Raw genomic sequence first — 19,422 nt, forward strand, 5'->3', positions numbered from 1 at the left:
GAAAGCGCCCATGGCCCAACTGCCGATCAAGCTTCAGCCCGGCGCGGCCGCCGACCGCATCGACGGCTGGGACGTCGATCCCGATGGTCGGCGCGTGCTGAAGGTCCGCGTGCGCGCCCGCCCGGTGGATGGAGAGGCCAACGTCGCCCTGATCAAATTTCTGGCCAAGACCCTGGGGACGCCGAAATCGTCGGTGGCCCTGACGCGCGGCGGCCAATCGCGCCTGAAGATGATCGTGGTCGAAGGCCTGGACGAGGCCGCCTTGGAAGCGCGCCTGAGCGGCGTCACACGCCCGGATTAAAGCTTGCCCCGGTAAGGCCATCGTATCTCGCCTGGGTGACGCCTGACGTGAATGCTCTCGGAGAGAAATGGCGCACCCGACACGATTCGAACGTGTGACCTTTGCCTTCGGAGGGCAACGCTCTATCCAGCTGAGCTACGGGTGCGCGGGGCGGATCGGTCCGCCGGGAAGACGCGCTTACAGCAAGGTGGGGGCCGCCTCAATCCCGAATGCGCGGATTGAGGCGTTCGGAGCCTATTGGGCCGTCATGCCGCCGTCGATCTTGAACTCGGACCCCGTGACGAATTTGGATTCGTCGGACGCCAGATAGAGGACGCAATAGGCGACGTCGTCGGGCTCCCCGATCCGCTTCAGGGGAATGCCGCGCGCCAGGCGTTCGGCGGCCTTGGCCTCGTCCCCGCCGGCCATGGCGATGAAGGGGTCCAGGATCGGGGTCTTGATGAAGACCGGGTGGACCGAGTTGCAGCGCACGTTCCAGTCCGCCTTGGCCGCCTCCAGCGCCAGGGTCTTGGTGTACATCCAGACGCCGGCCTTGGTGGCGTTATAGGCGCCCATGCCGGGGGCGGCGGCCAAGCCGGCGATCGAAGAAATGTTGACGATGGAGGCCGGGGCTGAGGCGCGCAGATGCGGCAGGGCGTGTTTGGCGCCCAGCATGATGGAGCGCAGGTTGATCTCGTACTGACGCTGCCAGTTCTGGACCGTGTCCTGTTCGACGAAGGCCAGCGGGCCGCCGACCCCCGCGTTGTTGACCAGGACCGACAGGCCGCCCAGGTCCCGCGCGGCGTCGGCGACCACGCGGACCCAGTCGTCCTCGCTGGCCACGTCGTGGGCGTAGGCGAAGGCCGCGTCGGGGGTCTGGGCGTTGACGCGGCGGGCCAGATCCACGACCCGGTCGCCATCGACGTCGGACAGGGCCAGGGTCGCGCCCTCGCGCGCCATCATGAAGGCCATGGCCTCGCCCAGGCCGCCGGCGGCGCCCGTGATCAGAACCTTTTTGCCGGCGACGCGGCCGGGATGTTGGGCGCTCATGCACGGACCCCCATTTCGGCGGCGGTTTGATCAATGAAGCGGGCCAGGGCCACGTCTCTTTCGGTCACGCCGCCGGCATCGTGCGTGGTCAGCAGCACCTCGACCCGGTCATAGACGTTCGACCATTCGGGGTGGTGATCCATCTTGTCCGCAGCCATGGCCACGCGCGTCATGAAGCCGAATGCGGCGTTGAAATCGGCGAAGCGCAGGGTGCGGGTCAGGGCCGGCCGGACGTCTTCGGCCAACCGCCAGTGCGGAAGCGAATTCAGGATTTCCGCAGGGTCAAGGCGGGCGTGGGTCATGAGCGTTCCTCTTTTGCGACAGGGCTAAGGCGCCCGGCCGACGACGGCAAGCGGGGGAACGGGCGGCCAAGCTTGGCGTTTAGCAAGCGTCACCGTTTGACCCGGGAGTGCGCGATGAGAAACAATCTGTGGATCGCCGACCTAGACGTCGAGGACCGGGCGCGGATCGAGCCCCATCTGCACCTGCGCGACATGGCGCGGGGCCAGGTGCTGTTCGACGCCGGGGCGCCGGTGGACCAGGTCTGGTTTCCGCTGAAGGGCGTGGTCTCCCTGATGACCCTGCTTCCCGACGACAAGGCGGTGGAGACCGCCGCCATCGGCCGCGAAGGCTTGGTCGGGGTGACGTGCGGTCCGATGAACGCCCGCGCCGTCAGTCGTGCGGTCAGCCAGCGCGAGGGCTTGGCGGCCTGTTGCGACGCCGAGGCTTTCGGCGCGGCGCTGGAGGTCAGCGATAGCCTGCGCCTGGCCCTGTCGCGCTATACCGAAGGACTGATGGCCCAGGTGCAGCAGACCGCGGCCTGCAACGCCCAGCACACCCTGGACGAACGGCTGGCGCGCTGGCTTCTGACGCTGCACGACCGAGCCGAGGACGACCGGCTGGATCTGACCCAGGCCGACATCGCGGGCATGCTGGGGGTCCGGCGCGCCACGGTTTCCGAGGTCGGGGCGGTGCTGGAGAAGCGGGGCCTGATCGAGCGGGGGCGCGGTTGGCTCCGGGTCGCCGACCGCGAAGGGTTGGAGGCGGCGTCGTGCGGCTGTTACGGCCTGATGCGCGAAGTGGCTCGGGAGCTGCATCTTCCACGTCCTCAGGCGGCGTGACGCGGCCGCCGCGACGCGCTAGACCGTCGCCATGACCGACGCCTCCCCGCACGGCCCGCATTCCCAGGGCGACCGATCCTCCTTCGGATTCCGCGACGTGGATGCGCGCGAGAAGGTGAGGATGGTGCGCGGCGTGTTCGATTCCGTGGCCTCCAATTACGACGTGATGAACGACCTGATGAGCGTGGGCGTCCACCGCATCTGGAAGGACATCGCCGCCGCCAAGCTGAACCCCCGTCCGGGCGAGACGATCCTGGACGTGGCGGGCGGCACCGGCGACATGGCGCGTCGCTATTCCAAGATGGCGCGCGCGGCGCAAGCGAGGCGCGGGGGCGAGGACGCCTCGGTCATCGTGCTGGACTACAACGCCGAAATGATCCTAGCGGGGGTCCACAAGGGCGGCGAGCCGGAAATGAGCTGGTCGGTCGGGGACGCGATGAATCTGCCGCTTCCCGACGCTTCGGTCGACGCCTATTCGATCAGTTTCGGCATCCGCAACGTGGCCCATATCGACAAGGCCCTGGCCGAGGCGCGGCGTGTGCTCAAGCCCGGCGGCCGGTTCCTGTGCCTGGAGTTTTCGCGGCCTACGACCGGCCCGATCCGCAAGGTCTATGACGCCTGGTCCTTCCACGCCATTCCGCGCATCGGCGGCTGGGTGGCCAAGGATCGCGACAGCTATCAGTATCTGGTCGAGAGCATCCGACGCTTTCCAGACCAGTCGGCGTTCAAGGCCCTGATCGAGGACGCCGGCTTCAAGCGGGTGTCCGTGACCAATCTGTCGGGCGGGATCGCCGCCATCCACCACGGGTGGGCGATCTGACCAGCAGAATCTATCGCACGGCTCCGCCGCCGCCCGCGACCGTGGCGGTGCAGCACCCGGTCGCCGCGTTCCTGCGGCTGATGGGTTGGCTGTGGGTGCTGGCGCGTCACGACGCCCTGATCCCGCGCGAGGTGACGCCGCTTCTGCCCGCCTGGACCCGGCCCTTCGCCCGCTTCGTGCAGATGTTCTCAGGCCGCGCCGGACGACAGGGGCGGCCCGGCCAGCGTCTGGGCCAGGCGTTCGAGCATCTGGGGCCGGTGGCGATCAAGCTGGGCCAGGTGCTGGCCACGCGCGCCGATATCTTCGGCCTGGCGTTCGCCCGCGACCTGGGGCGATTGAAGGACGCCCTGCCGCCCTTCCCTGAGGACGTGGCGCGGCGCGAGATCGAACGGTCGCTGGGTCGGCCGGTCGACAGCCTGTTCATCGGCCTGGGGCCTGCGGTGGCCGCCGCCTCCCTGGCCCAGGCGCACCGCGCGACCCTGGCCGACGGCCGGGCGGTGGCGGTCAAGGTGCTGCGTCCCGGTGTGGAGCGGCGCGTCGCCGACGGCCTGGACTCCATGCGGCTGGGCGCGGCCCTGGTCTGGCGCTTCATACCGGCCGCGCGGCGGCTGGAGCCCCAGGCATTCGTCGAGACCATCGCTCGGTCGCTGGACCTGGAGCTTGATATGCGGCTGGAAGCCGCCGCCGCCAGCGAAATGGCCGAGGTCATGGCCAAGGACGGTTACATGACCGCCCCGCCCGTGGTCTGGGACGGGGTCGGCAAGCGGGTGCTGACGCTGGAATGGGCGCCGGGCGTGCCCATGACCGATCCGGCCCTGCGCGATCTGCCGGGGCTGGACGCGGACCTCTTGGCCGACAATGTGGTGCGCGCCTTTCTGGTGCAGGCGCTGGACCACGGCGCCTTCCACGCCGACCTGCACGAGGGCAATCTGTTCGCCAGCGCCCCCGCCCACCTGACCGCCATCGACTTCGGCATCGTCGGGCGGCTGGGACCGGCCGAGCGGCGCTATCTGGCCGAAATCCTGTGGGGTTTCATCAGCCGCGACTACGACCGCATCGCCCGCGTGCATTTCGAGGCCGGCTACGTTCCCCCGCACCATTCGGTCGAGACCTTCGCCCAGGCCCTGCGCGCGGTGGGCGAACCGGTGATCGGCCGCGCCGCCAGCCAGGTGTCGATGGGCCGCCTGCTGGGTCAGCTGTTCGAGATCACCGCCTTGTTCGACATGCGGCTGCGACCCGAACTGATCCTGCTGCAGAAGACCATGGTGTCGGTTGAAGGCGTGGCCCGCCGCCTGAACCCCGATCACGACCTGTGGAAGGCGGCCCAGCCGGTGGTCGAACGCTGGATCCGCCGCGAACTGGGGCCGCAGGCCCAGGCCCGTGACGCCCTGAACGAGATGATCGCCGCCGCCCGCGCCGTCTCGCGCCTGGCGCAGAACCCGCCGCCGCCTGCGACGGTGGTCATGGAAAAGTCGGGAACCCCCGCTTGGGTGGCGGTTTCCGTCACGGTCGCGACAATCGCGGCCCTGGCGTCCCTGGGTCTGTCCCTGTGGCCCTATCTGCACTGACCGGAGGCTTCGTCATGAAGACGACCCTGAAGACTCTTTCCCTGGCAAGCGCGCCTCTTGCCGCCGCCGCCCTGATGATCGCGCCCTGCGCGGCCCTGGCCCAGTCCGACGGCGCGGCCGCCGGCGCCGTGCCCAACAGCTTCGATGCGCCGGCTCAGGCCCAAGCCCCGGCCGCTCGCCCCGCCGCGCCCGCCTCGGAGGCCCAGGCCCCCGACATCGCCCGCGCGGAAGAGGCCCTGCGCGGCGTCATCGCGGCGGCGCAAGGCTCGGGCTTCGACTATTCGGCCTTCACCCCCAATCTGGCCGCCAAGATCCGCGAGCAGTCGGCGCAGGTCACGCCGCTGATCAAGAGCTTCGGCGCGATCAAGTCGGTCGCCTATCAACGTCAGGAAGGCGAAGCCCAACTGTTCAGGGTGACGTTCGACAATCAGGTCACGGAATGGATGATCGGCTTCGACGCCGACGACAAGATCGCCGCTCTCCTGTTCCGCCCCGCGCAGGACTGAGCGTTCTGGACACGGCCTAGCTTCTCTGATCATCATCGCCTCAAGCGGGGTGGCGATGAAACTTCTCGGACTGAGCGTGATGTGCGTCGTGTTGGCGTTTGCCGCCCCAACTTACGCACAGACCTATGTTGAGGCTCGATGGGAATCGATGCCCGGACGGTGAGCTGACGCAAGCGCTGATGCCGGCTTTCGCGACCTGGTTGGGAATTGGCGGTTCCGCCACATTGCAATGCCGCGCCGACGAGGACGGCCATCCGTTCAATTGTCGAGTGATCGCAGAGTCCCCGCCCGGCCTGGGTTTCGGGGCGGCGGCGCGTCTCGTCGCCGCGAGCGGAACCATACGGGCGGCGCGATCTGGCGAGCGAATCGTCGGCGGCTCATTTCGCACGCGGGTCAACTTCACGGTTGAGGCGTTTCCATCGGCTCCAGGTCGCCAGAGCTCTTTGCCTGCACCGACGCCTGAGGTTCTGGCTTTGGCGCGGCAGGTCGTTTCTGGCGCGGATGATCCCACGGAAGAGTCCTGGGACAGGCTGGACGGTCTGGATCACGATCGGAGGGCGGTGGTTTCGGCCTGGATCGACGAACTCATGCCCTTCAGTGAAGCCGATCTGAAGGAGGTGCGCGCCGTGCAACTGACTCATCTATTCAGCGAGCGCGATCTGAAGCGCATTCTGAGAGGCGAGAAGGTTTCGACGCCGACGCAAGAGGCGTTCATGGCCAGCATCCCCGCCGAAACTCCGCGCGAACTGGATGCCCTTAAGGAACTTCGACGCCGCTATTGCAGCCGATATGAATGCTGACGGTCCGTCCGGATGTCAGTCCAGGCTGGGCCTGCCCCGGCCGGACTTGATGGCGGAGCGGCTGGTCTTGGCCTGAAGGCGGCGCTCCTTGGAGGCGCGGGTCGGGCGGGTCGGGACGCGGAAGACCGGCTTGATCGAGGCCTCGTCCACCATAGCCTGCAATCGTTCCATGGCGTCGGCGCGGTTGCGTTCTTGGGTGCGGTGACGCACGGCGTTGATCAGGATGACCCCATCCAGGGTCAGTCGGCTGCCCGCCAGCTTCATCAGCCGCGCCTTGACCGGCTCGGTCAGGCTGGGAGAGTTCTTCGCGTCGAACCGCATCTGCACGGCGGTGGAGACCTTGTTGACGTTCTGCCCGCCCGGCCCGCCGGCGCGGTAGAAGCGGAACTCCAGCTCCTCCTCGGGGATGGTCGTCATGGCGCGGCCTTGCGCGCCCGGACAACGGCCTGGTCCAAAGCCTGCAGAAAGCGCGAGCGGTCGGCGGTCGAAAAGAGCGGCGGTCCCGAGGTCGCCACGCCGATGGAGCGAAGATGCTCGCCGATCATTCGCCCGGCCAGGGCCGAGCCGATGGAATCCGGCGTGAAGGGCTGGCCGTTGGCTTTCAAGGCCTGAGCGCCGGCCTTCAGGCAGCGGTCGGCCAGGGGGATGTCGGCGGTGACGACCACGTCGCCTTCGCCCGCCCGTTCGGCGATCCAGTCGTCGGCCACGTCGGGGCCGGCGTCCACCACCACCTGCTCGATCAGGGCTTCGCGTGGGACCTGCATCCAGCCGTTGGACACGACATAGGTCTTCAGCCCATAGCGTCGCGCCACGCGATAGACCTCTTCCTTCACCGGGCAGGCGTCGGCGTCGATGTAGAGGACGGTGGGCATTCTTATGGGGCCTATCGCGCTTCGCTTCTTGCGGCCCAGCATAGTGGTTTTGGATGTGCGCCCCAAAGCAAAAGGGCGGGACCATGCGGCCCCGCCCTTCGTTCGTCCCAGTGTGATCCTCAGTTGCGATAGGCCGGCGGCATGGGCGTCTGTTGGCGATAACGGTCGCGCAGCAGCAGCGGGCGGCTGGTCAGGGGCTGTTCGACCCCGTCGATGAAGATGGCCGACGGTTGGCTGAGCGGCTCCAGCGGATCGCCGGACCAGACGACCACGTCGGCGGCGGCGCCGGGCGCGATCTGGCCGAACCGGCCCTCCATGCCGAAGATTCTGGCCGGGTTGGTCGTCAGGGCCGCGATGGCCGCGCCATAGGGCAGGCCGTGCGAGACGGCGTTGCCGGCGTTGTAGCGGGCCTCTCGCGCGCGGTGGGTCGAGCCTTCGTTGCCCTTGATGGCGATCAGCACCCCGGCGGCGTTCAGAGCCGCCGCATTCTCGGCCCGCGCGGCCCGCATCTCGAAGTCGCTGGGCAGGTTGGACAGGGGGTTCAGAAGGACCGGAACGCCCGCCGCAGCGATGTCGCCGGCGACCAGCCAGCCTTCCTCGGCCCCGTCCAGAATCATCTTGATCCCTTCCTCGCGCGCCAGACGCAGCACCTGACGGATATCCGAGGCGCGGTGGACGGTGACGATCAGCGGCTGGGTTCCATTGGCCACGGGGATCAGGGCTTCCAGGTCCGCGCGCGACAGGCTGAGACTGCGCAGGCCCGCGCGTTCATAAGCGGCCTTGTTGCGGGCGTAGAGGCGAACCTCGGCCATCGTCTCCTTGAACAGGACGAACTGGGCGCCGCGCGCTCCGCCGGCGATGTCGGCTCCGGCCTCGCCGAACGGGGCGACCATGGCCACGCGCGACTTGACCAGGATGTCCGGCCCCTGAGCCAGCTGAATGACGGCCGCCTGGCCGGCGAACAGGCCGGGGGTCTGGAAGCCGCCGTCGCCGGCCCCGGCGGTGTCGTCCTCGTGCACATGGCCGCCGGACGAGCCCGGGTGCTGTGGCACGACCACGGCGCGGGTGATGCCGCCCAGGCGCGCCACCGGCAGGGTGAAGGACCAGGGGTCCAGGCCGTAGGAGACGTCGAAGGCGGCGCTGAGGGTGTTGGAGCGATTGCGCAACTCGTTGGTGCCGCTGACCGAGCCGACTTCGGCGCCGCCCAGGCCGGAATCGACGGCGACGAAGCCGGGCGCCACCGTCTTGCCCGCCGCATCGATGACGCGCGCGCCAGCCGGGGCGGCCCCCGCGCCGACCGAGACGATCTTGCCGTCGCGCATGACGACCGTGCCGTTTTCGATGACGGAGGTTCCGGTCAGGACACGACCGCCGACGATGGCCACGACTTCATTGGGGCCTACCGCGCTACGCGCGGTTTGAGGCCCGGATTGAGCGAAGGCGGCAGGGGCGAGAGACAGGGCCGCGACGGCGCCCGCGAGAATGTGAGACAGGCGCATCAGCGGGCTCCTTCCTTGACGTTGGCGGCGCTCAGCCCATAGCCGGGCTGGCCCAGTTCGAAGTCGCTGGTCGGCTGATAGGCCGGGTCGGCGCGGTCGAAGGCCAGGGCGCCGTCGATGAACACCTGATCGGCGCGGGCGTAGATGGAGAAGGGATCGGCGCTCCAGATCACCACGTCAGCGCGCTTGCCGGGCTCAAGCGAGCCGGTCTGGTCGGCGATGCCGATGGCCTTGGCGGCGTTGGAGGTGAACCAGGCGATGGCGTGTTCCTCTGGGATGTTCAGCCCCGCGCGGCGACCGGCCGACAAGGCGGCGGCGGCCTCCTGGTTCAGGCGCTGGGTCAGTTCGGCGTCGTCGGAGTGGATGACGGCGCAGGACCCCTGCGGCGCGTCGACCAGGGCCGCGTTCTCCTCGATGGCGTCCAGGGCTTCCATCTTGAAGCCCCACCAGCCTGTCCACATGGCCGCGCAGACACCCTCGGCGGCCAGGCGCGGTCCGATCTTGTAGGCCTCGGTCGCGTGGTGGAAGGTGGTGACGCGGTAGCCGAACTCCTTGGCCATATCCATCATCAGCGCCATCTCGTCGGCGCGATAGCAGTGGTTCTGGATCAGGATGGAGCCGTCCAAAACGCCTGCCAGCGTCTCGTTCTGCAGGTTGCGGGTCGGGGGCGTTCCCTCGTGGGTTTCCTGCCATCTGTCCCACTTGGCCTTGTATTCGCGCGCGGCGATGAAGGCGGCGCGATAGCCGGCCATATTGCCCATGCCGGTCGCCGGGCTCTGGTTGCGGCCGCCATAGACGCGCGACGGGTTTTCGCCGCAGGCCATCTTCAGCGTGTAGGGGGCGCCGGGGAACTTCATCCCCTGGCTGGTGATCGAGGGCACGTTGCGTATGGTCACGCCGCGCCCGCCGAACAGATTGGCCGAGCCGGGCAGTATGTGAAGCGTGGTCACGCCGCCCGCGCGCGCGGTGTTGAAGCCGGGATCCTGGGGCCACAGCGAATGTTCGGCCCAGACCTGAGCGGTGTTGGGACTGGTGGCCTCGTTGCCGTCGCTCATGCCCTGCACGCCGGGCGAGGGATAGACGCCCAGGTGGCTGTGCACGTCGATGACGCCGGGCGTCACATAGCGACCGCGCGCGTCCACGACCTTGTAGCCGACGGGCACGGGGGTGGAGGCGTCGCCAACGACGGCGATGCGGCCGTCCGTAACCACCACCACGCCGTTCTCGATCTTGCGATCCGTGCCGGTCAGGACGGTGGCCCCGACCACGGCGAAGTTCTCTCGCGGCAGGGGCTGGTAGGTCGAAGGATAGGGGTCCAGGGTCTTGGACGGATCCAGCCCGGCCGCCAGGGCCGTATCGCGCGCCGGGCGCGCCTGGGCCGTGTCCGGCCTGGTCTCGCCCGTGGTGGCGCAGGCCGTCAGCCCCAAGGCCGCGCTGGCCAGCGCCGCGAGGCCGACGCCCCGCAGATGATGTCCGATCATCGGAACCCCTTTATCCCATGTGGACGCCGTGCGACGACGTCCCTCCGGCGCGCATAGAAGAGTGTTTCGGTCGGGAGCGTCAAAAGGTTTCGACGCGCGCCGGGCGGGGCGGTCCTAGACGTCGCAGGCGGCGGCGGCTAACGGCAGCCCATGACCGCCGATCTGCCCCCCGAGGACGACAATCCCCATCTGGATCGCCCGCTGCGCTCGTTCGGCCGCATCAAGGCGCGCCCGATCAAGCCGCGCCAGGCGGCCCTGATGGACACCCTGTTGCCGGCCATCGCCGTGCCCGATCCCAGGGCCGGGCCGCTGGACCCCCAGGCGATGATGCCGGGTGCGACGGAGGTCTGGCTGGAGATCGGTTTCGGCGGCGGTGAACATATGGCGGCCCAGGCGGCGCGTCGGCCCGACGTGCTGATGATCGGCTGCGAACCGTTTCTGAACGGCGTCGCCTCGGCCCTGCGTCATGTGGAGGAGGGCGGGTTGAAAAACGTCCGCATCCACGCCGACGATGCGCGCGATGTGGTGGACGCCCTGCCCGACGGCTCGGTCGATCGGGTGCTGATCCTGTTTCCCGACCCCTGGCACAAGGCGCGTCATAACAAGCGCCGCCTGTTGCAGGACGAGACGGCCCGGGCCTTCGCCCGCATCCTGAAACCGGGCGGCGCCCTGCGCTTCGTCACCGACTGGCTGGATTACGCCGAATGGGCGCTGGAGCGTCTGGACCGCACGCCGGGCCTGACGCGCGTGGGGGCGGCCGATCAGGATTGGTTCGTCCCGCCCGTCGACCATGTCGTCACCCGCTACGAGGAAAAGAAGCTGGGCGACACCACGCCCGTTTTTCTGGAGTTCAGGCGAGTCTGAACAGAAGAGGGCTGACAAGCGAATGTGAAAGGCCTATATGGCCTTCCACATCGTTAGACCGGCGTCCAACGGCGTCGTTCCAAGCGGCGGCCCGGACGGACCGCCGCTTTTGTTTTGGATATTCGACGCTTGCGCGCAAAGACCGCCCAGGACCGCCAACTGCTGGAGCTGATCGACCCCATCGCGGGCTCGCTCGGCCTGGAGGTGGTGCGCGTGCGCCTGATGTCGGGCTCAAAGCGTCAGCGGCTGCAGATCATGGCCGAACGTCCCTCGGACCACGACATCTCGGTCGAACAGTGCGCCAAGCTGAGCCGCGCGGTGTCCGAGGTGTTCGACGCCGCCGACCCCATCCCCGGCGAATATCTGCTGGAGGTCTCCTCGCCAGGCATCGACCGGCCCCTGACCCGCCCCATCGACTTCGACCTGTTCGAGGGCGAGGAGGCGCGGCTGGAGACCGACCGGATGATCGAGGGCCGCAAACGCTTCAAGGGCGTGCTGGCCGGCTATGAGGACGGCAATGTCCTTATCGACCTAGAGGGCGAGGACGACACCGCCCTGATCCCCTTCGACTGGCTTAGCGACGCCAAGCTGGTCCTGACCGACGCCCTGATGAAACGGGGCGCCGCCATCCGCGCCGCCCGCGGCGAACCTGAAGACGACGGCCTGCCCGAAGGGGCGGCCGAAGACGCAACCGACACCAAGACCCCTTCTGAGGACAACGCCTGATGGCCGTCACCGGTATTTCCGCCAACCGCCTCGAACTGCTGCAGATCGCCGAGGCCGTGGCCCGCGAGAAGAACATCGACCGCGAGATCGTGATCGAGGCCATCGAGGAGGCGATCCAGAAGGGCGCCAAGTCGCGTTACGGCGCCCATCACGACATCCGCGCCAAGATCGATCACAAGACCGGCGAACTGTCCCTGACCCGCCACGTCACCATCGTCGAGGACGACTGGACGCCGGAAGACGAACTGGAAGAGTTCAACGACAGCGCCATGGTGCGTCTGCGCGACGCCCTGAAGCGCGACCCCGAGGCCGAGGTCGGCAAGGAATATGTCGAGCAGTTGCCGCCGTTCGAATTCGGTCGCGTCCAGACCCAGATGGCGCGTCAGGTCGTGACCGGGAAGGTCCGCGAGGCCGAGCGCGCCAACCAGTACGAAGAGTTCAAGGACCGCGTCGGCGAGATCGTCAACGGCACGGTCAAGCGCGTCGAGTACGGCAACACCATCGTCGATCTGGGCCGGGGCGAGGGCGTCATGCGCCGCGACCAGTCCATTCCGCGCGAAGTGTTCAACATCGGCGACCGCATCCGCACCTACATCTACGACGTTCGGCCCGAGGCCAAGGGTCCGCAGGTCATGCTGTCGCGCGCCCACCCTGGCTTCATGGCCAAGCTGTTCGCCCAGGAAGTGCCCGAGGTCTATGACGGCGTGATCGAGATTCGCGCCGCCGCCCGCGACTCGGGTTCGCGCGCCAAGATGGCTGTCCTGTCCAACGACAGCTCCATCGACCCTGTGGGCGCCTGCGTCGGCATGCGCGGTTCGCGCGTGCAGGCGGTCGTCGCCGAGCTTCAGGGCGAGAAGATCGACATCATCCAGTGGAATCCGGACGAGCCGACCTTCATCGTCAACGCCCTGGCCCCGGCCGAAGTCTCCAAGGTCGTGCTGGACGAGGAAGCTGGTCGCGTGGAAGTGGTCGTGCCGGACGAGCAGCTGTCGCTGGCCATCGGTCGCCGCGGCCAGAACGTGCGCCTGGCCAGCCAGCTGACCGGCTGGCAGATCGACATCATCACCGAGGCCCAGGACTCGGAACGGCGTCAGCGCGAGTTCACCGAACGCACCGCCCTGTTCCAGGAAGCCCTGGACGTGGACGAGGTCATCGCCCAGTTGCTGGTCACGGAAGGCTTCGCCACGGTGGAAGACCTGGCCTATGTCGACGCCTATGAGGTCGCCGAGATCGAAGGCTTCGACGAAGAGACGGCCGAGGAGCTGCAGACCCGCGCCCGCGAATTCCTGGACAAGCAGGCCGCCGAGCTGGACGCCAAGCGCGTCGAACTGGGCGTCGAGGACGCCGTTCTGGACGTGCCGGGCGTGACCCTGGCCATGGCGGTCGCGCTCGGAGAGGGCGGCGTCAAGACGGTCGAAGACCTGGCGGACCTGGCCACTGACGAAATCCGTGGCGGCTATGAAGTCAGGAACGGCGAACGGGTGAAGGTCCCGGGCGTCCTGGAAAGCTTCAACCTGGCCCAGGAAGACGCCGAGCTGCTGATCCTGCAGGCGCGCGTGGCGGCCGGCTGGATCGATGCTTCGGAACTGCCGCAGCCCGAGCCGGAGTACGAGGAAGACTACGCCGAGGGCGAATACGATCCGGACCAGGTGTTCGGCGACGCTCCTTCCCAGGACTTGGCCGAGGACGCGGCCGCGGATGTGACCGAAGACGACGCGGAGGCCCTCTCTGAGGACTCCGAACCGTCGAACGCCTGATGGAGACCCTGGCCGTTCATGAGCTTGCGCGACGCAACGATCGATAGAGAACGCCGCGACCTGGTCAGCCACCAGGTCATGGACGAATCTCGTCTGATCCGCTTCGTCGCCGGGCCCGACGGCCAGGTGGTTCCCGACCTGGGGCGAAAGCTGCCCGGTCGCGGCCTGTGGGTCGAGGCCAGCCGCGCCTCGGTGGAGGCGGCGGTCAAGAAGAACGGCTTCACCCGCGCCGCCAGGACGCGCCTGACCGCGTCGGCGGGCCTGGCCGACACGGTGGAGCGGCTTCTGGCGCGGCGCTGTCTGGACCAGCTGGGTCTTGCCCGGCGCGAAGGCGTGCTTATCTCTGGCTTCGAAAAGTCCGCCGCGGCCCTGCGGTCGGGCAAGGCCGCCTGGGTGATCGAGGCCGTTGACGGGGCCTCTGACGGCCGTGGTAAAATCCTCGCATTGGCTCGCCATCAGACCGCCAAGGTCTGCGGCGCCTTTACGGCGGACGATTTGAGTTTGGCCCTTGGGCTGGAAAATGCGATACACGCCGTCCTGCTTGCGGGCGGACGCGCTGATCGCTGGACCTTGGAGGTCGAACGACTGGCTGGATTTCGGCCGCTTCGTCCCCCTCACTGGGAGATTTCCGGTGAAGAGGACGAAACGGCGGGAGAGCGCGCCCCCCAGGGGCGAACTGAGGATTTTGGCGGGCGCGGGCCTGTCTCCTGGGGCGGAGACGGGCTCACGGCCGTTTATGGGTATCGAGACGACGGCGGGCTTTTCCGCCCCAAGTAAAGCGACCGGATGAACGACGAAAACGACAAGACCAACCAAGGCCAGGGTTCGAACACCGGCGGAACGCCGTCCCAGACGGGACCGCGTGCGCCGCTGAGCCTGAAGCCGCGCGCCGCGGGATCGGTTTCGACCGGCACCGTGAAGCAGAGCTTCAGCCATGGCCGTTCCAAGACGGTGGTGGTCGAGACCAAACGCCGCGTCGGCGCCGGCGGGCCGCAACGCCCGCAGGGCTTCGACGTCGCCCGTCCGCAAGCCGCAGCGCCTCAGACGCCGCGTCCGCAGGCGTCGCGTTCGGCCCAACCCGCCGGCGGCGCCCTGTCGCCCGAGGAACAGGAGGCGCGTCGCCGCGCCATCGCCCTGGCCACCCAGGCCAACGCCGAGCGTGAACGCGCCGCCGCCGCCGAAAAGGCCGCGCGCGAAGCCGCCGAGCGCGAACGCGCCGCCGCCACCGAGCGCGCCGCCCAGGCCGCCCGCGACGAGGCCGCCGCCGCCAAGGCCGCCGCCGAAGCCGCCCGCGCCGAGGCCGCTAAGCTGGCCGCCGCCGCGCCCGCCCCGGCCAAGCCCGCGCCCAAGCCGGCCGCGCCCGCCGCTGCGGCTCCGACCCCGGCTCCGGCTGCGCCCGCTCCGACGACCGCCGCGACCCCGGCGCCCGCCGCTCCGGCCCGTCCGGCCGCGCCTGCGCGCCCGGTTGTGAACTTCGGTCAGCGCGTGCCCAAGCCCGGCAATCCTCAACGCGCTCCGGCCGAACGCCCCGCCTTCGGCGGCCGATCGGCCCGCGAACAGGCGATGGGCGGTGGAGAGCGGTCCTATTCGGATCGTCCGCAAGGCGACCGTCCCCAGGGCGATCGTTCCCAAAGCGACCGTCCTCAGAGTGATCGTCCGGGCGCCCGCCCCGGCGGCCAGCGTCCGCAAGGCGCCAAGCCGGCCGAGCCGGTCCGCTATTCGGCCCTGAATCCGCGTCCGGCGCCGGGCGCCGCCCGTCCCGGCGGTCCGCGCACGGGTCCTGGCGGCCGTGCGGCCCCCAACGCCCCGCCCGCCACGCCGGAAGTGGCGCGGCCCAGCCGCGCGCCCGGCGCCGGTTTCGGCCGCCCGGTCGGCCGTGACGACGACCGCGAGAAGCGTTTCTCCGACGCCGGCAAGGCGGTCAGCCGCACGCGCGGCGAGCCCAAGCGCCGCGAAGGCCGCATGACCATCCAGTCCGTGGTCGGCGACGGCGACGCCGCCGAGCGGATGCGCTCGCTGGCCTCGGTCCGCCGCGCCCGCGAACGCGAGAAGGAAAAGCGCAAGGGCGGGTCCACCGATGCCCCGAACCGTCCGCGCGAAGTGGTCATCCCCGACGTCATCACCGTGCAGGAACTGTCCAACAGGATGGCTGTGCGCGGCGTCGACATCATCAAGTTCCTGATGCGTCAGGGCATGATGATGAAGATCAACGACGTGATCGATTCCGACACCGCCGAACTGGTGGCCGAAGAGTTCGGCATGGCGGTCAAGCGCGTGTCCGAGAGCGACGTGGAAACCGGCTTCATCGCCGAGGCGGACGACGAGGGCGCCACCGAGACCCGCGCCCCCGTCGTGGCCATCATGGGCCACGTCGACCACGGCAAGACCTCGCTTTTGGACGCGCTGCGCACCACCGACGTGGCGGCGGGCGAAGCCGGCGGCATCACCCAGCACATCGGCGCCTATCAGGTGCGTCTGGAAGACGGCCAGAAAGTCACCTTCCTGGACACCCCGGGCCACGCCGCCTTCTCGGCCATGCGGGCGCGCGGCGCAAATGTGACCGACATCGTGGTGCTGGTCGTGGCCGCCGACGACGGCGTCATGCCCCAGACGATCGAGGCTATCCAGCACGCCAAGGCGGCCAATGCGCCCCTGATCGTGGCGGTCAACAAGATCGACAAGCCGGACGCCAACTCGACCAAGGTCGTCAACGAACTGCTGCAGTACGAAGTCATCGCCGAGAGCCTAGGCGGCGAAACTCAGATCATCGAGGTGTCCGCCAAGGAGCGGATCAACCTGGACGGTCTGCTCGACGCCATCCTGCTGCAGGCCGAGGTCATGGATCTGCGCGCCAACGCCGATCGTTCGGCCGAAGGCGTGGTCATCGAGGCCAAGCTGGACAAGGGCCGCGGCCCGGTCGGCACCGTCCTGGTCAAGCGCGGCACGCTGAAGCGCGGCGACATCGTCGTCGCCGGCGGATCGTGGGGCAAGGTTCGCGCCCTGCTGAACGAGCGCAACGAGCAACTGACCGAAGCCGGTCCGTCCGTCCCGGTCGAAATCCTGGGTCTGGACGAGGCACCGTCGCCCGGCGACGTCTTCGCCGTGGTGGATTCCGAGGCCCGCGCCCGCGAGTTGACCGAATATCGTCAGCGGGTGAAGCGCGAGAAGGCCCAGGTGTCGGGCGGCTCGGTCTCCCTGGTCGACATGATGGCCAAGCTGGGCTCCAAGAAGATCAGCGAACTGCCGGTGGTCATCAAGGCCGACGTGCAGGGGTCGGGCGAAGCCATCGCCGCCTCTCTGGAAAAGATGGGCAACGACGAAGTCCGCGCCCGCATCGTCTATTCCGGCGCCGGCGGCATCACCGAGAGCGACGTCAACCTGGCCAAGTCGGCCGGCGCGCCGATCCTGGGCTTCAACGTTCGTGCGTCGAAACAGGCGCGCGAACTGGCCGACCGCGAAGGCGTGGAGATCCGCTACTACTCGATCATCTACGACCTCTTGGACGACATGAAGGGCGTGCTGTCGGGCATGCTGGCGCCGCTGCAACGCGAAACCTTCTTGGGCAACGCCCAGGTGCTGCAGGTCTTCGACATCTCCAAGATCGGCAAGATCGCCGGTTGCCGCGTTACCGAAGGCGTCGTGCGCAAGGGCGCCCGCGTCCGCATCATCCGCGACGACGTGGTGGTGCTGGAGCTGGGTGTGCTCAACACGCTCAAACGCTTCAAGGATGAGGTCAACGAGGTGCCCTCGGGCCAGGAGTGCGGCATGCAGTTCCAGGGCTTCCAGGACATCAAGGAAGGCGACTACATCGAGTGCTTCACGGTCGAAGAGATCAAGCGCACCCTGGACTAGGTCCGGACGGCGAAGCCGTCAGACGAGGCCCGGAACTCAGGTTCCGGGCCTTTTTCATGGTCTCTTCGTGGGCTGTCCTCGCCAGCGGTCGCGGCTGTCCGTTCGCGCTTCGTGAACGGTCGGACTCGGTCGTTGGCGAAAGCAGGGCGTGCGTTGCCGCAGAAACGCTGGCGATCCAGGGAGGGCGCCGGCAGCCTGGGGTCACCGAGGGCCGATCGGCGGTCCTCGTCCAGAACTGGACCCCAGCCATGAAGACCCTGTCCTCCGCCTTCGCTCCCGTCGCCGCCCTGACCGTCGCGGCCCTTGTCGCCTCGCCCGCCTTCGCCGCCGACCTGACCCTGTCCTTCCCGACCGCCGCACACCAGGGCAAGATCATGGTCGCCGTGTTCGACAGCGCCGCCGCCTATGGCGGTCAGGGCCGGCCGGCCAAGGTCGCCATGCTGGATGCGGCGGCGGGCGAGACGCACGTCACCTTCGACGGCCTGCCCGACGGCGACTACGCCGTGCGCGCCTTCCACGACCTGAACGGCGACGCGAAGATGAACACCAACCCCTTCGGCCTGCCGACGGAACCCTACGCCTTCTCCAACAATGCGGTCGGCAACATGGGGCCGGCGTCGTGGGAGCGCGCCAAGTTCGCCGCCGCCGGCGCGACCGTTCAGACCATCAACCTGAAATAAGCGCGTCGACGGAGCCTCATCATGACCCCTTCCCGCCGTTCCTTCCTGATGGGCGCCGCCGCCCTGTCTGCGGCCGTCGCCACGCCCGAAATGGTGCGCGCCGCCGCCGCTCTGGACGCGGTCCAGAACGCGCCGGCCGATTGGGCGCTGGCCACCCGCGACGTCGAGGGCGATACCCCGCGTCAGGCGATGCGCCTGATCCATGGACGCGCGCCCCAGGGGCTTGAGGGCGCCCTCTACCGCAACGGCCCGGCCAAGTTTCGTCGGCCCGGCGGCTCGGCCACCCACTGGTTCGACGGCGACGGCATGATGCGGGCCTTCCGTATCGGGGACGGCCAGGCGACGCTGGAGGCCCGCTTCGCCGATACGCCCAAGCGCCGCAACGAGACCGAACTGGAGGCCGTGGTCACGCCGGGCTTCGGCACGAAGGGCGACGCGCGCGCGCGCATCGGCTCCAACGACGACGCCAACGCCGCCAACACCGCCGTCATGGCGGCCGGCGACAAGATCTGGGCTCTGTGGGAGGCCGGATCGCCCCTGGCGATGGAGACGTCCGACCTGTCGACCAAGGGGTTCGTCACCCTGCGCGACGACCTGAAGGGCATGCCGTTCCAAGCCCACCCGCGCTATGCCCCCGACGGCGCGATCTGGAACGTCGGCACGGCCGGCGGTCAGGCCGTGATCTGGCGGCTGAATCCGGATCGCAGTCTGAACGACGCCCAGATCATAACCCTGCCGCGCGCCAGCTATATGCACGACTTCACCGCCACGGATCGGCACCTGATCCTGGTGCTGCAGCCTTGGGTGTTCGAGGGGCACGCCTTGCCGGTCGTCTCGGCCCTGAAGTGGCGGCCCGAGATCGGCACGCAGGTTCTGGTGCTGGACAAGGCCGACCTGTCGCAGCGCCGGCTTTACGAGCTGCCGGCCTTCTTCCACTTCCACCTGGGCGACGCCTGGGCCGAGCAGGACGGAACGATCCGCTTCGATGTGGCCGCCAGCGGCGATCCCCGCTTTGCGGTGGATGGGGCCAAGGTGCTGGTCGATGGGCGCGGCGTGGTGCCGGGCGAGCCGGCCAGGCTGGCTCTCGTCACCCTGCACCCCGATGGTCGCGCCGACATGGTCTCCAGCAATGTGGTCGGCGAATTCCCCAAGGCCGATCCGCGCCGCACGGGCCTGAAACGCCGCCTGACCGCCCACACCTGGGGCGAGACGCGCGGCCGCCCCCTGCCGACGGGCCTCGCGGTGCACGACTGGAGCAGCGGCCGGTCGAACGCCTTCGAATTCGGCGTCCATCAGGTGGTGGAAGAGGCGGTCTTCGTGCCCAAGCCCGGCGCGGCGGCCGAAGACCAGGCCTGGCTGGTCGGCCCGTCCGTCAATCTGAAGGACGGACGCACCGAACTGCACGTCTTCGATGTCGCGCGCATTGCGGACGGGCCGGTGGCGACCTGGCAGGCCGACGTCGCCCTGCCGGCAGGCTTCCACGGCGCCTGGATCGGCTGATCCGGGGCTGGAGGCGCCGGGCACAACCCTTGCGGGCCTTCACGGT

18 protein-coding genes, 1 tRNA gene and 1 pseudogene are annotated in these 19,422 nt (G+C 68.8%); 13 read left to right on the forward strand and 7 right to left on the reverse strand.

Going from position 1 to position 19,422, the window contains the following annotated elements:
• The first annotated feature begins 10 nt into the window (after nucleotides 1–10).
• On the forward strand, nucleotides 11–301 hold the full coding sequence (locus QE389_RS11000) for a DUF167 domain-containing protein (RefSeq protein WP_307367220.1): 291 nt from the start codon (nucleotides 11–13) through the stop codon (nucleotides 299–301).
• Between the two features lie 68 nt (nucleotides 302–369).
• On the opposite strand, the gene QE389_RS11005 is transcribed toward QE389_RS11000, so the two are convergent.
• From QE389_RS11005 to QE389_RS11015, 3 genes are all read right to left on the reverse strand, one after another.
• Nucleotides 370–446 (reverse strand) — tRNA-Arg (locus QE389_RS11005).
• 89 nt (nucleotides 447–535) lie between these two features.
• Nucleotides 536–1,330 carry an SDR family oxidoreductase gene (locus QE389_RS11010; protein ID WP_307367222.1) on the reverse strand — a complete coding sequence of 265 codons (795 nt, stop codon included), beginning with the start codon at nucleotides 1,328–1,330 and terminating at the stop codon, nucleotides 536–538.
• Nucleotides 1,327–1,632 (reverse strand): 4a-hydroxytetrahydrobiopterin dehydratase, encoded by a 306-nt coding sequence (locus tag QE389_RS11015; RefSeq protein ID WP_307367224.1) that lies wholly within the window; start codon nucleotides 1,630–1,632, stop codon nucleotides 1,327–1,329. Before QE389_RS11015 ends, QE389_RS11010 begins: the two co-directional genes overlap by 4 nt.
• Nucleotides 1,633–1,746: 114 nt before the next feature.
• On the opposite strand from QE389_RS11015, the gene QE389_RS11020 reads away from it, so the two are divergent.
• The 5 genes from QE389_RS11020 (at nucleotide 1,747) to QE389_RS11040 (ending at nucleotide 6,145) form a co-directional block, all read left to right on the forward strand.
• Nucleotides 1,747–2,451: a Crp/Fnr family transcriptional regulator gene (locus QE389_RS11020; RefSeq protein ID WP_307367225.1), complete on the forward strand. Its 705-nt coding sequence runs from the start codon at nucleotides 1,747–1,749 to the stop codon at nucleotides 2,449–2,451.
• 31 nt (nucleotides 2,452–2,482) lie between these two features.
• Nucleotides 2,483–3,271, forward strand: coding sequence for a class I SAM-dependent methyltransferase (locus QE389_RS11025; protein ID WP_307367227.1), 789 nt, complete (start codon nucleotides 2,483–2,485; stop codon nucleotides 3,269–3,271).
• Between the two features lie 80 nt (nucleotides 3,272–3,351).
• Nucleotides 3,352–4,839 (forward strand): 2-polyprenylphenol 6-hydroxylase, encoded by a 1,488-nt coding sequence (ubiB, locus tag QE389_RS11030; protein WP_307369052.1) that lies wholly within the window; start codon nucleotides 3,352–3,354, stop codon nucleotides 4,837–4,839.
• 14 nt (nucleotides 4,840–4,853) lie between these two features.
• Nucleotides 4,854–5,345, forward strand: coding sequence for a hypothetical protein (locus QE389_RS11035; RefSeq protein ID WP_307367230.1), 492 nt, complete (start codon nucleotides 4,854–4,856; stop codon nucleotides 5,343–5,345).
• 179 nt (nucleotides 5,346–5,524) lie between these two features.
• Entirely contained in the window at nucleotides 5,525–6,145 is a 621-nt protein-coding gene (locus tag QE389_RS11040) for a hypothetical protein (protein ID WP_307367232.1), read from the forward strand.
• A 15-nt stretch (nucleotides 6,146–6,160) separates the two neighbouring features.
• Here the strand turns inward: QE389_RS11040 and arfB are convergent, their stop codons facing one another.
• From arfB to QE389_RS11060, 4 genes are all read right to left on the reverse strand, one after another.
• Nucleotides 6,161–6,562: an alternative ribosome rescue aminoacyl-tRNA hydrolase ArfB gene (gene arfB, locus QE389_RS11045; protein ID WP_307367234.1), complete on the reverse strand. Its 402-nt coding sequence runs from the start codon at nucleotides 6,560–6,562 to the stop codon at nucleotides 6,161–6,163.
• Complete coding sequence (locus QE389_RS11050) at nucleotides 6,559–7,017, reverse strand: YaiI/YqxD family protein (RefSeq protein WP_307367236.1); 459 nt, start codon at nucleotides 7,015–7,017, stop codon at nucleotides 6,559–6,561. The genes arfB and QE389_RS11050 overlap by 4 nt, the downstream gene beginning before the upstream one ends.
• 119 nt (nucleotides 7,018–7,136) lie before the next feature.
• The gene (locus QE389_RS11055) at nucleotides 7,137–8,516 is read right to left on the reverse strand and encodes an amidohydrolase family protein (protein WP_307367238.1); all 1,380 of its coding nucleotides are present in this window, start codon (nucleotides 8,514–8,516) and stop codon (nucleotides 7,137–7,139) included.
• Entirely contained in the window at nucleotides 8,516–9,997 is a 1,482-nt protein-coding gene (locus QE389_RS11060) for an amidohydrolase (RefSeq protein WP_307367240.1), read from the reverse strand. The genes QE389_RS11055 and QE389_RS11060 overlap by 1 nt, the downstream gene beginning before the upstream one ends.
• Before the next feature lie 150 nt (nucleotides 9,998–10,147).
• On the opposite strand from QE389_RS11060, the gene trmB reads away from it, so the two are divergent.
• The 7 genes and pseudogenes from trmB (at nucleotide 10,148) to QE389_RS11095 (ending at nucleotide 19,376) form a co-directional block, all read left to right on the forward strand.
• Nucleotides 10,148–10,861 carry a tRNA (guanosine(46)-N7)-methyltransferase TrmB gene (trmB, locus tag QE389_RS11065; RefSeq protein ID WP_307367242.1) on the forward strand — a complete coding sequence of 238 codons (714 nt, stop codon included), beginning with the start codon at nucleotides 10,148–10,150 and terminating at the stop codon, nucleotides 10,859–10,861.
• A gap of 129 nt (nucleotides 10,862–10,990) precedes the next feature.
• Nucleotides 10,991–11,587 carry a ribosome maturation factor RimP gene (gene rimP / locus QE389_RS11070; protein WP_307367245.1) on the forward strand — a complete coding sequence of 199 codons (597 nt, stop codon included), beginning with the start codon at nucleotides 10,991–10,993 and terminating at the stop codon, nucleotides 11,585–11,587.
• Nucleotides 11,587–13,344: a transcription termination factor NusA gene (gene nusA, locus QE389_RS11075; RefSeq protein ID WP_307367247.1), complete on the forward strand. Its 1,758-nt coding sequence runs from the start codon at nucleotides 11,587–11,589 to the stop codon at nucleotides 13,342–13,344. The genes rimP and nusA overlap by 1 nt, the downstream gene beginning before the upstream one ends.
• A gap of 18 nt (nucleotides 13,345–13,362) precedes the next feature.
• Nucleotides 13,363–13,986: pseudogene (locus tag QE389_RS11080) on the forward strand (RNA-binding protein); the annotation flags it as partial.
• Nucleotides 13,987–14,130: 144 nt separating this feature from the next.
• Nucleotides 14,131–17,196 (forward strand): translation initiation factor IF-2, encoded by a 3,066-nt coding sequence (gene infB, locus QE389_RS11085; RefSeq protein ID WP_307367257.1) that lies wholly within the window; start codon nucleotides 14,131–14,133, stop codon nucleotides 17,194–17,196.
• 248 nt (nucleotides 17,197–17,444) lie between these two features.
• Nucleotides 17,445–17,876, forward strand: a complete 432-nt coding sequence (locus QE389_RS11090; protein ID WP_307367259.1) for a DUF2141 domain-containing protein — start codon at nucleotides 17,445–17,447, stop codon at nucleotides 17,874–17,876.
• A gap of 21 nt (nucleotides 17,877–17,897) precedes the next feature.
• On the forward strand, nucleotides 17,898–19,376 hold the full coding sequence (locus tag QE389_RS11095; protein WP_307367261.1) for a carotenoid oxygenase family protein: 1,479 nt from the start codon (nucleotides 17,898–17,900) through the stop codon (nucleotides 19,374–19,376).
• Nucleotides 19,377–19,422: the final 46 nt, after the last annotated feature.

Origin of the sequence: Brevundimonas sp. SORGH_AS_0993, from assembly GCF_030818545.1 — a bacterium.
Classification (GTDB): domain Bacteria; phylum Pseudomonadota; class Alphaproteobacteria; order Caulobacterales; family Caulobacteraceae; genus Brevundimonas.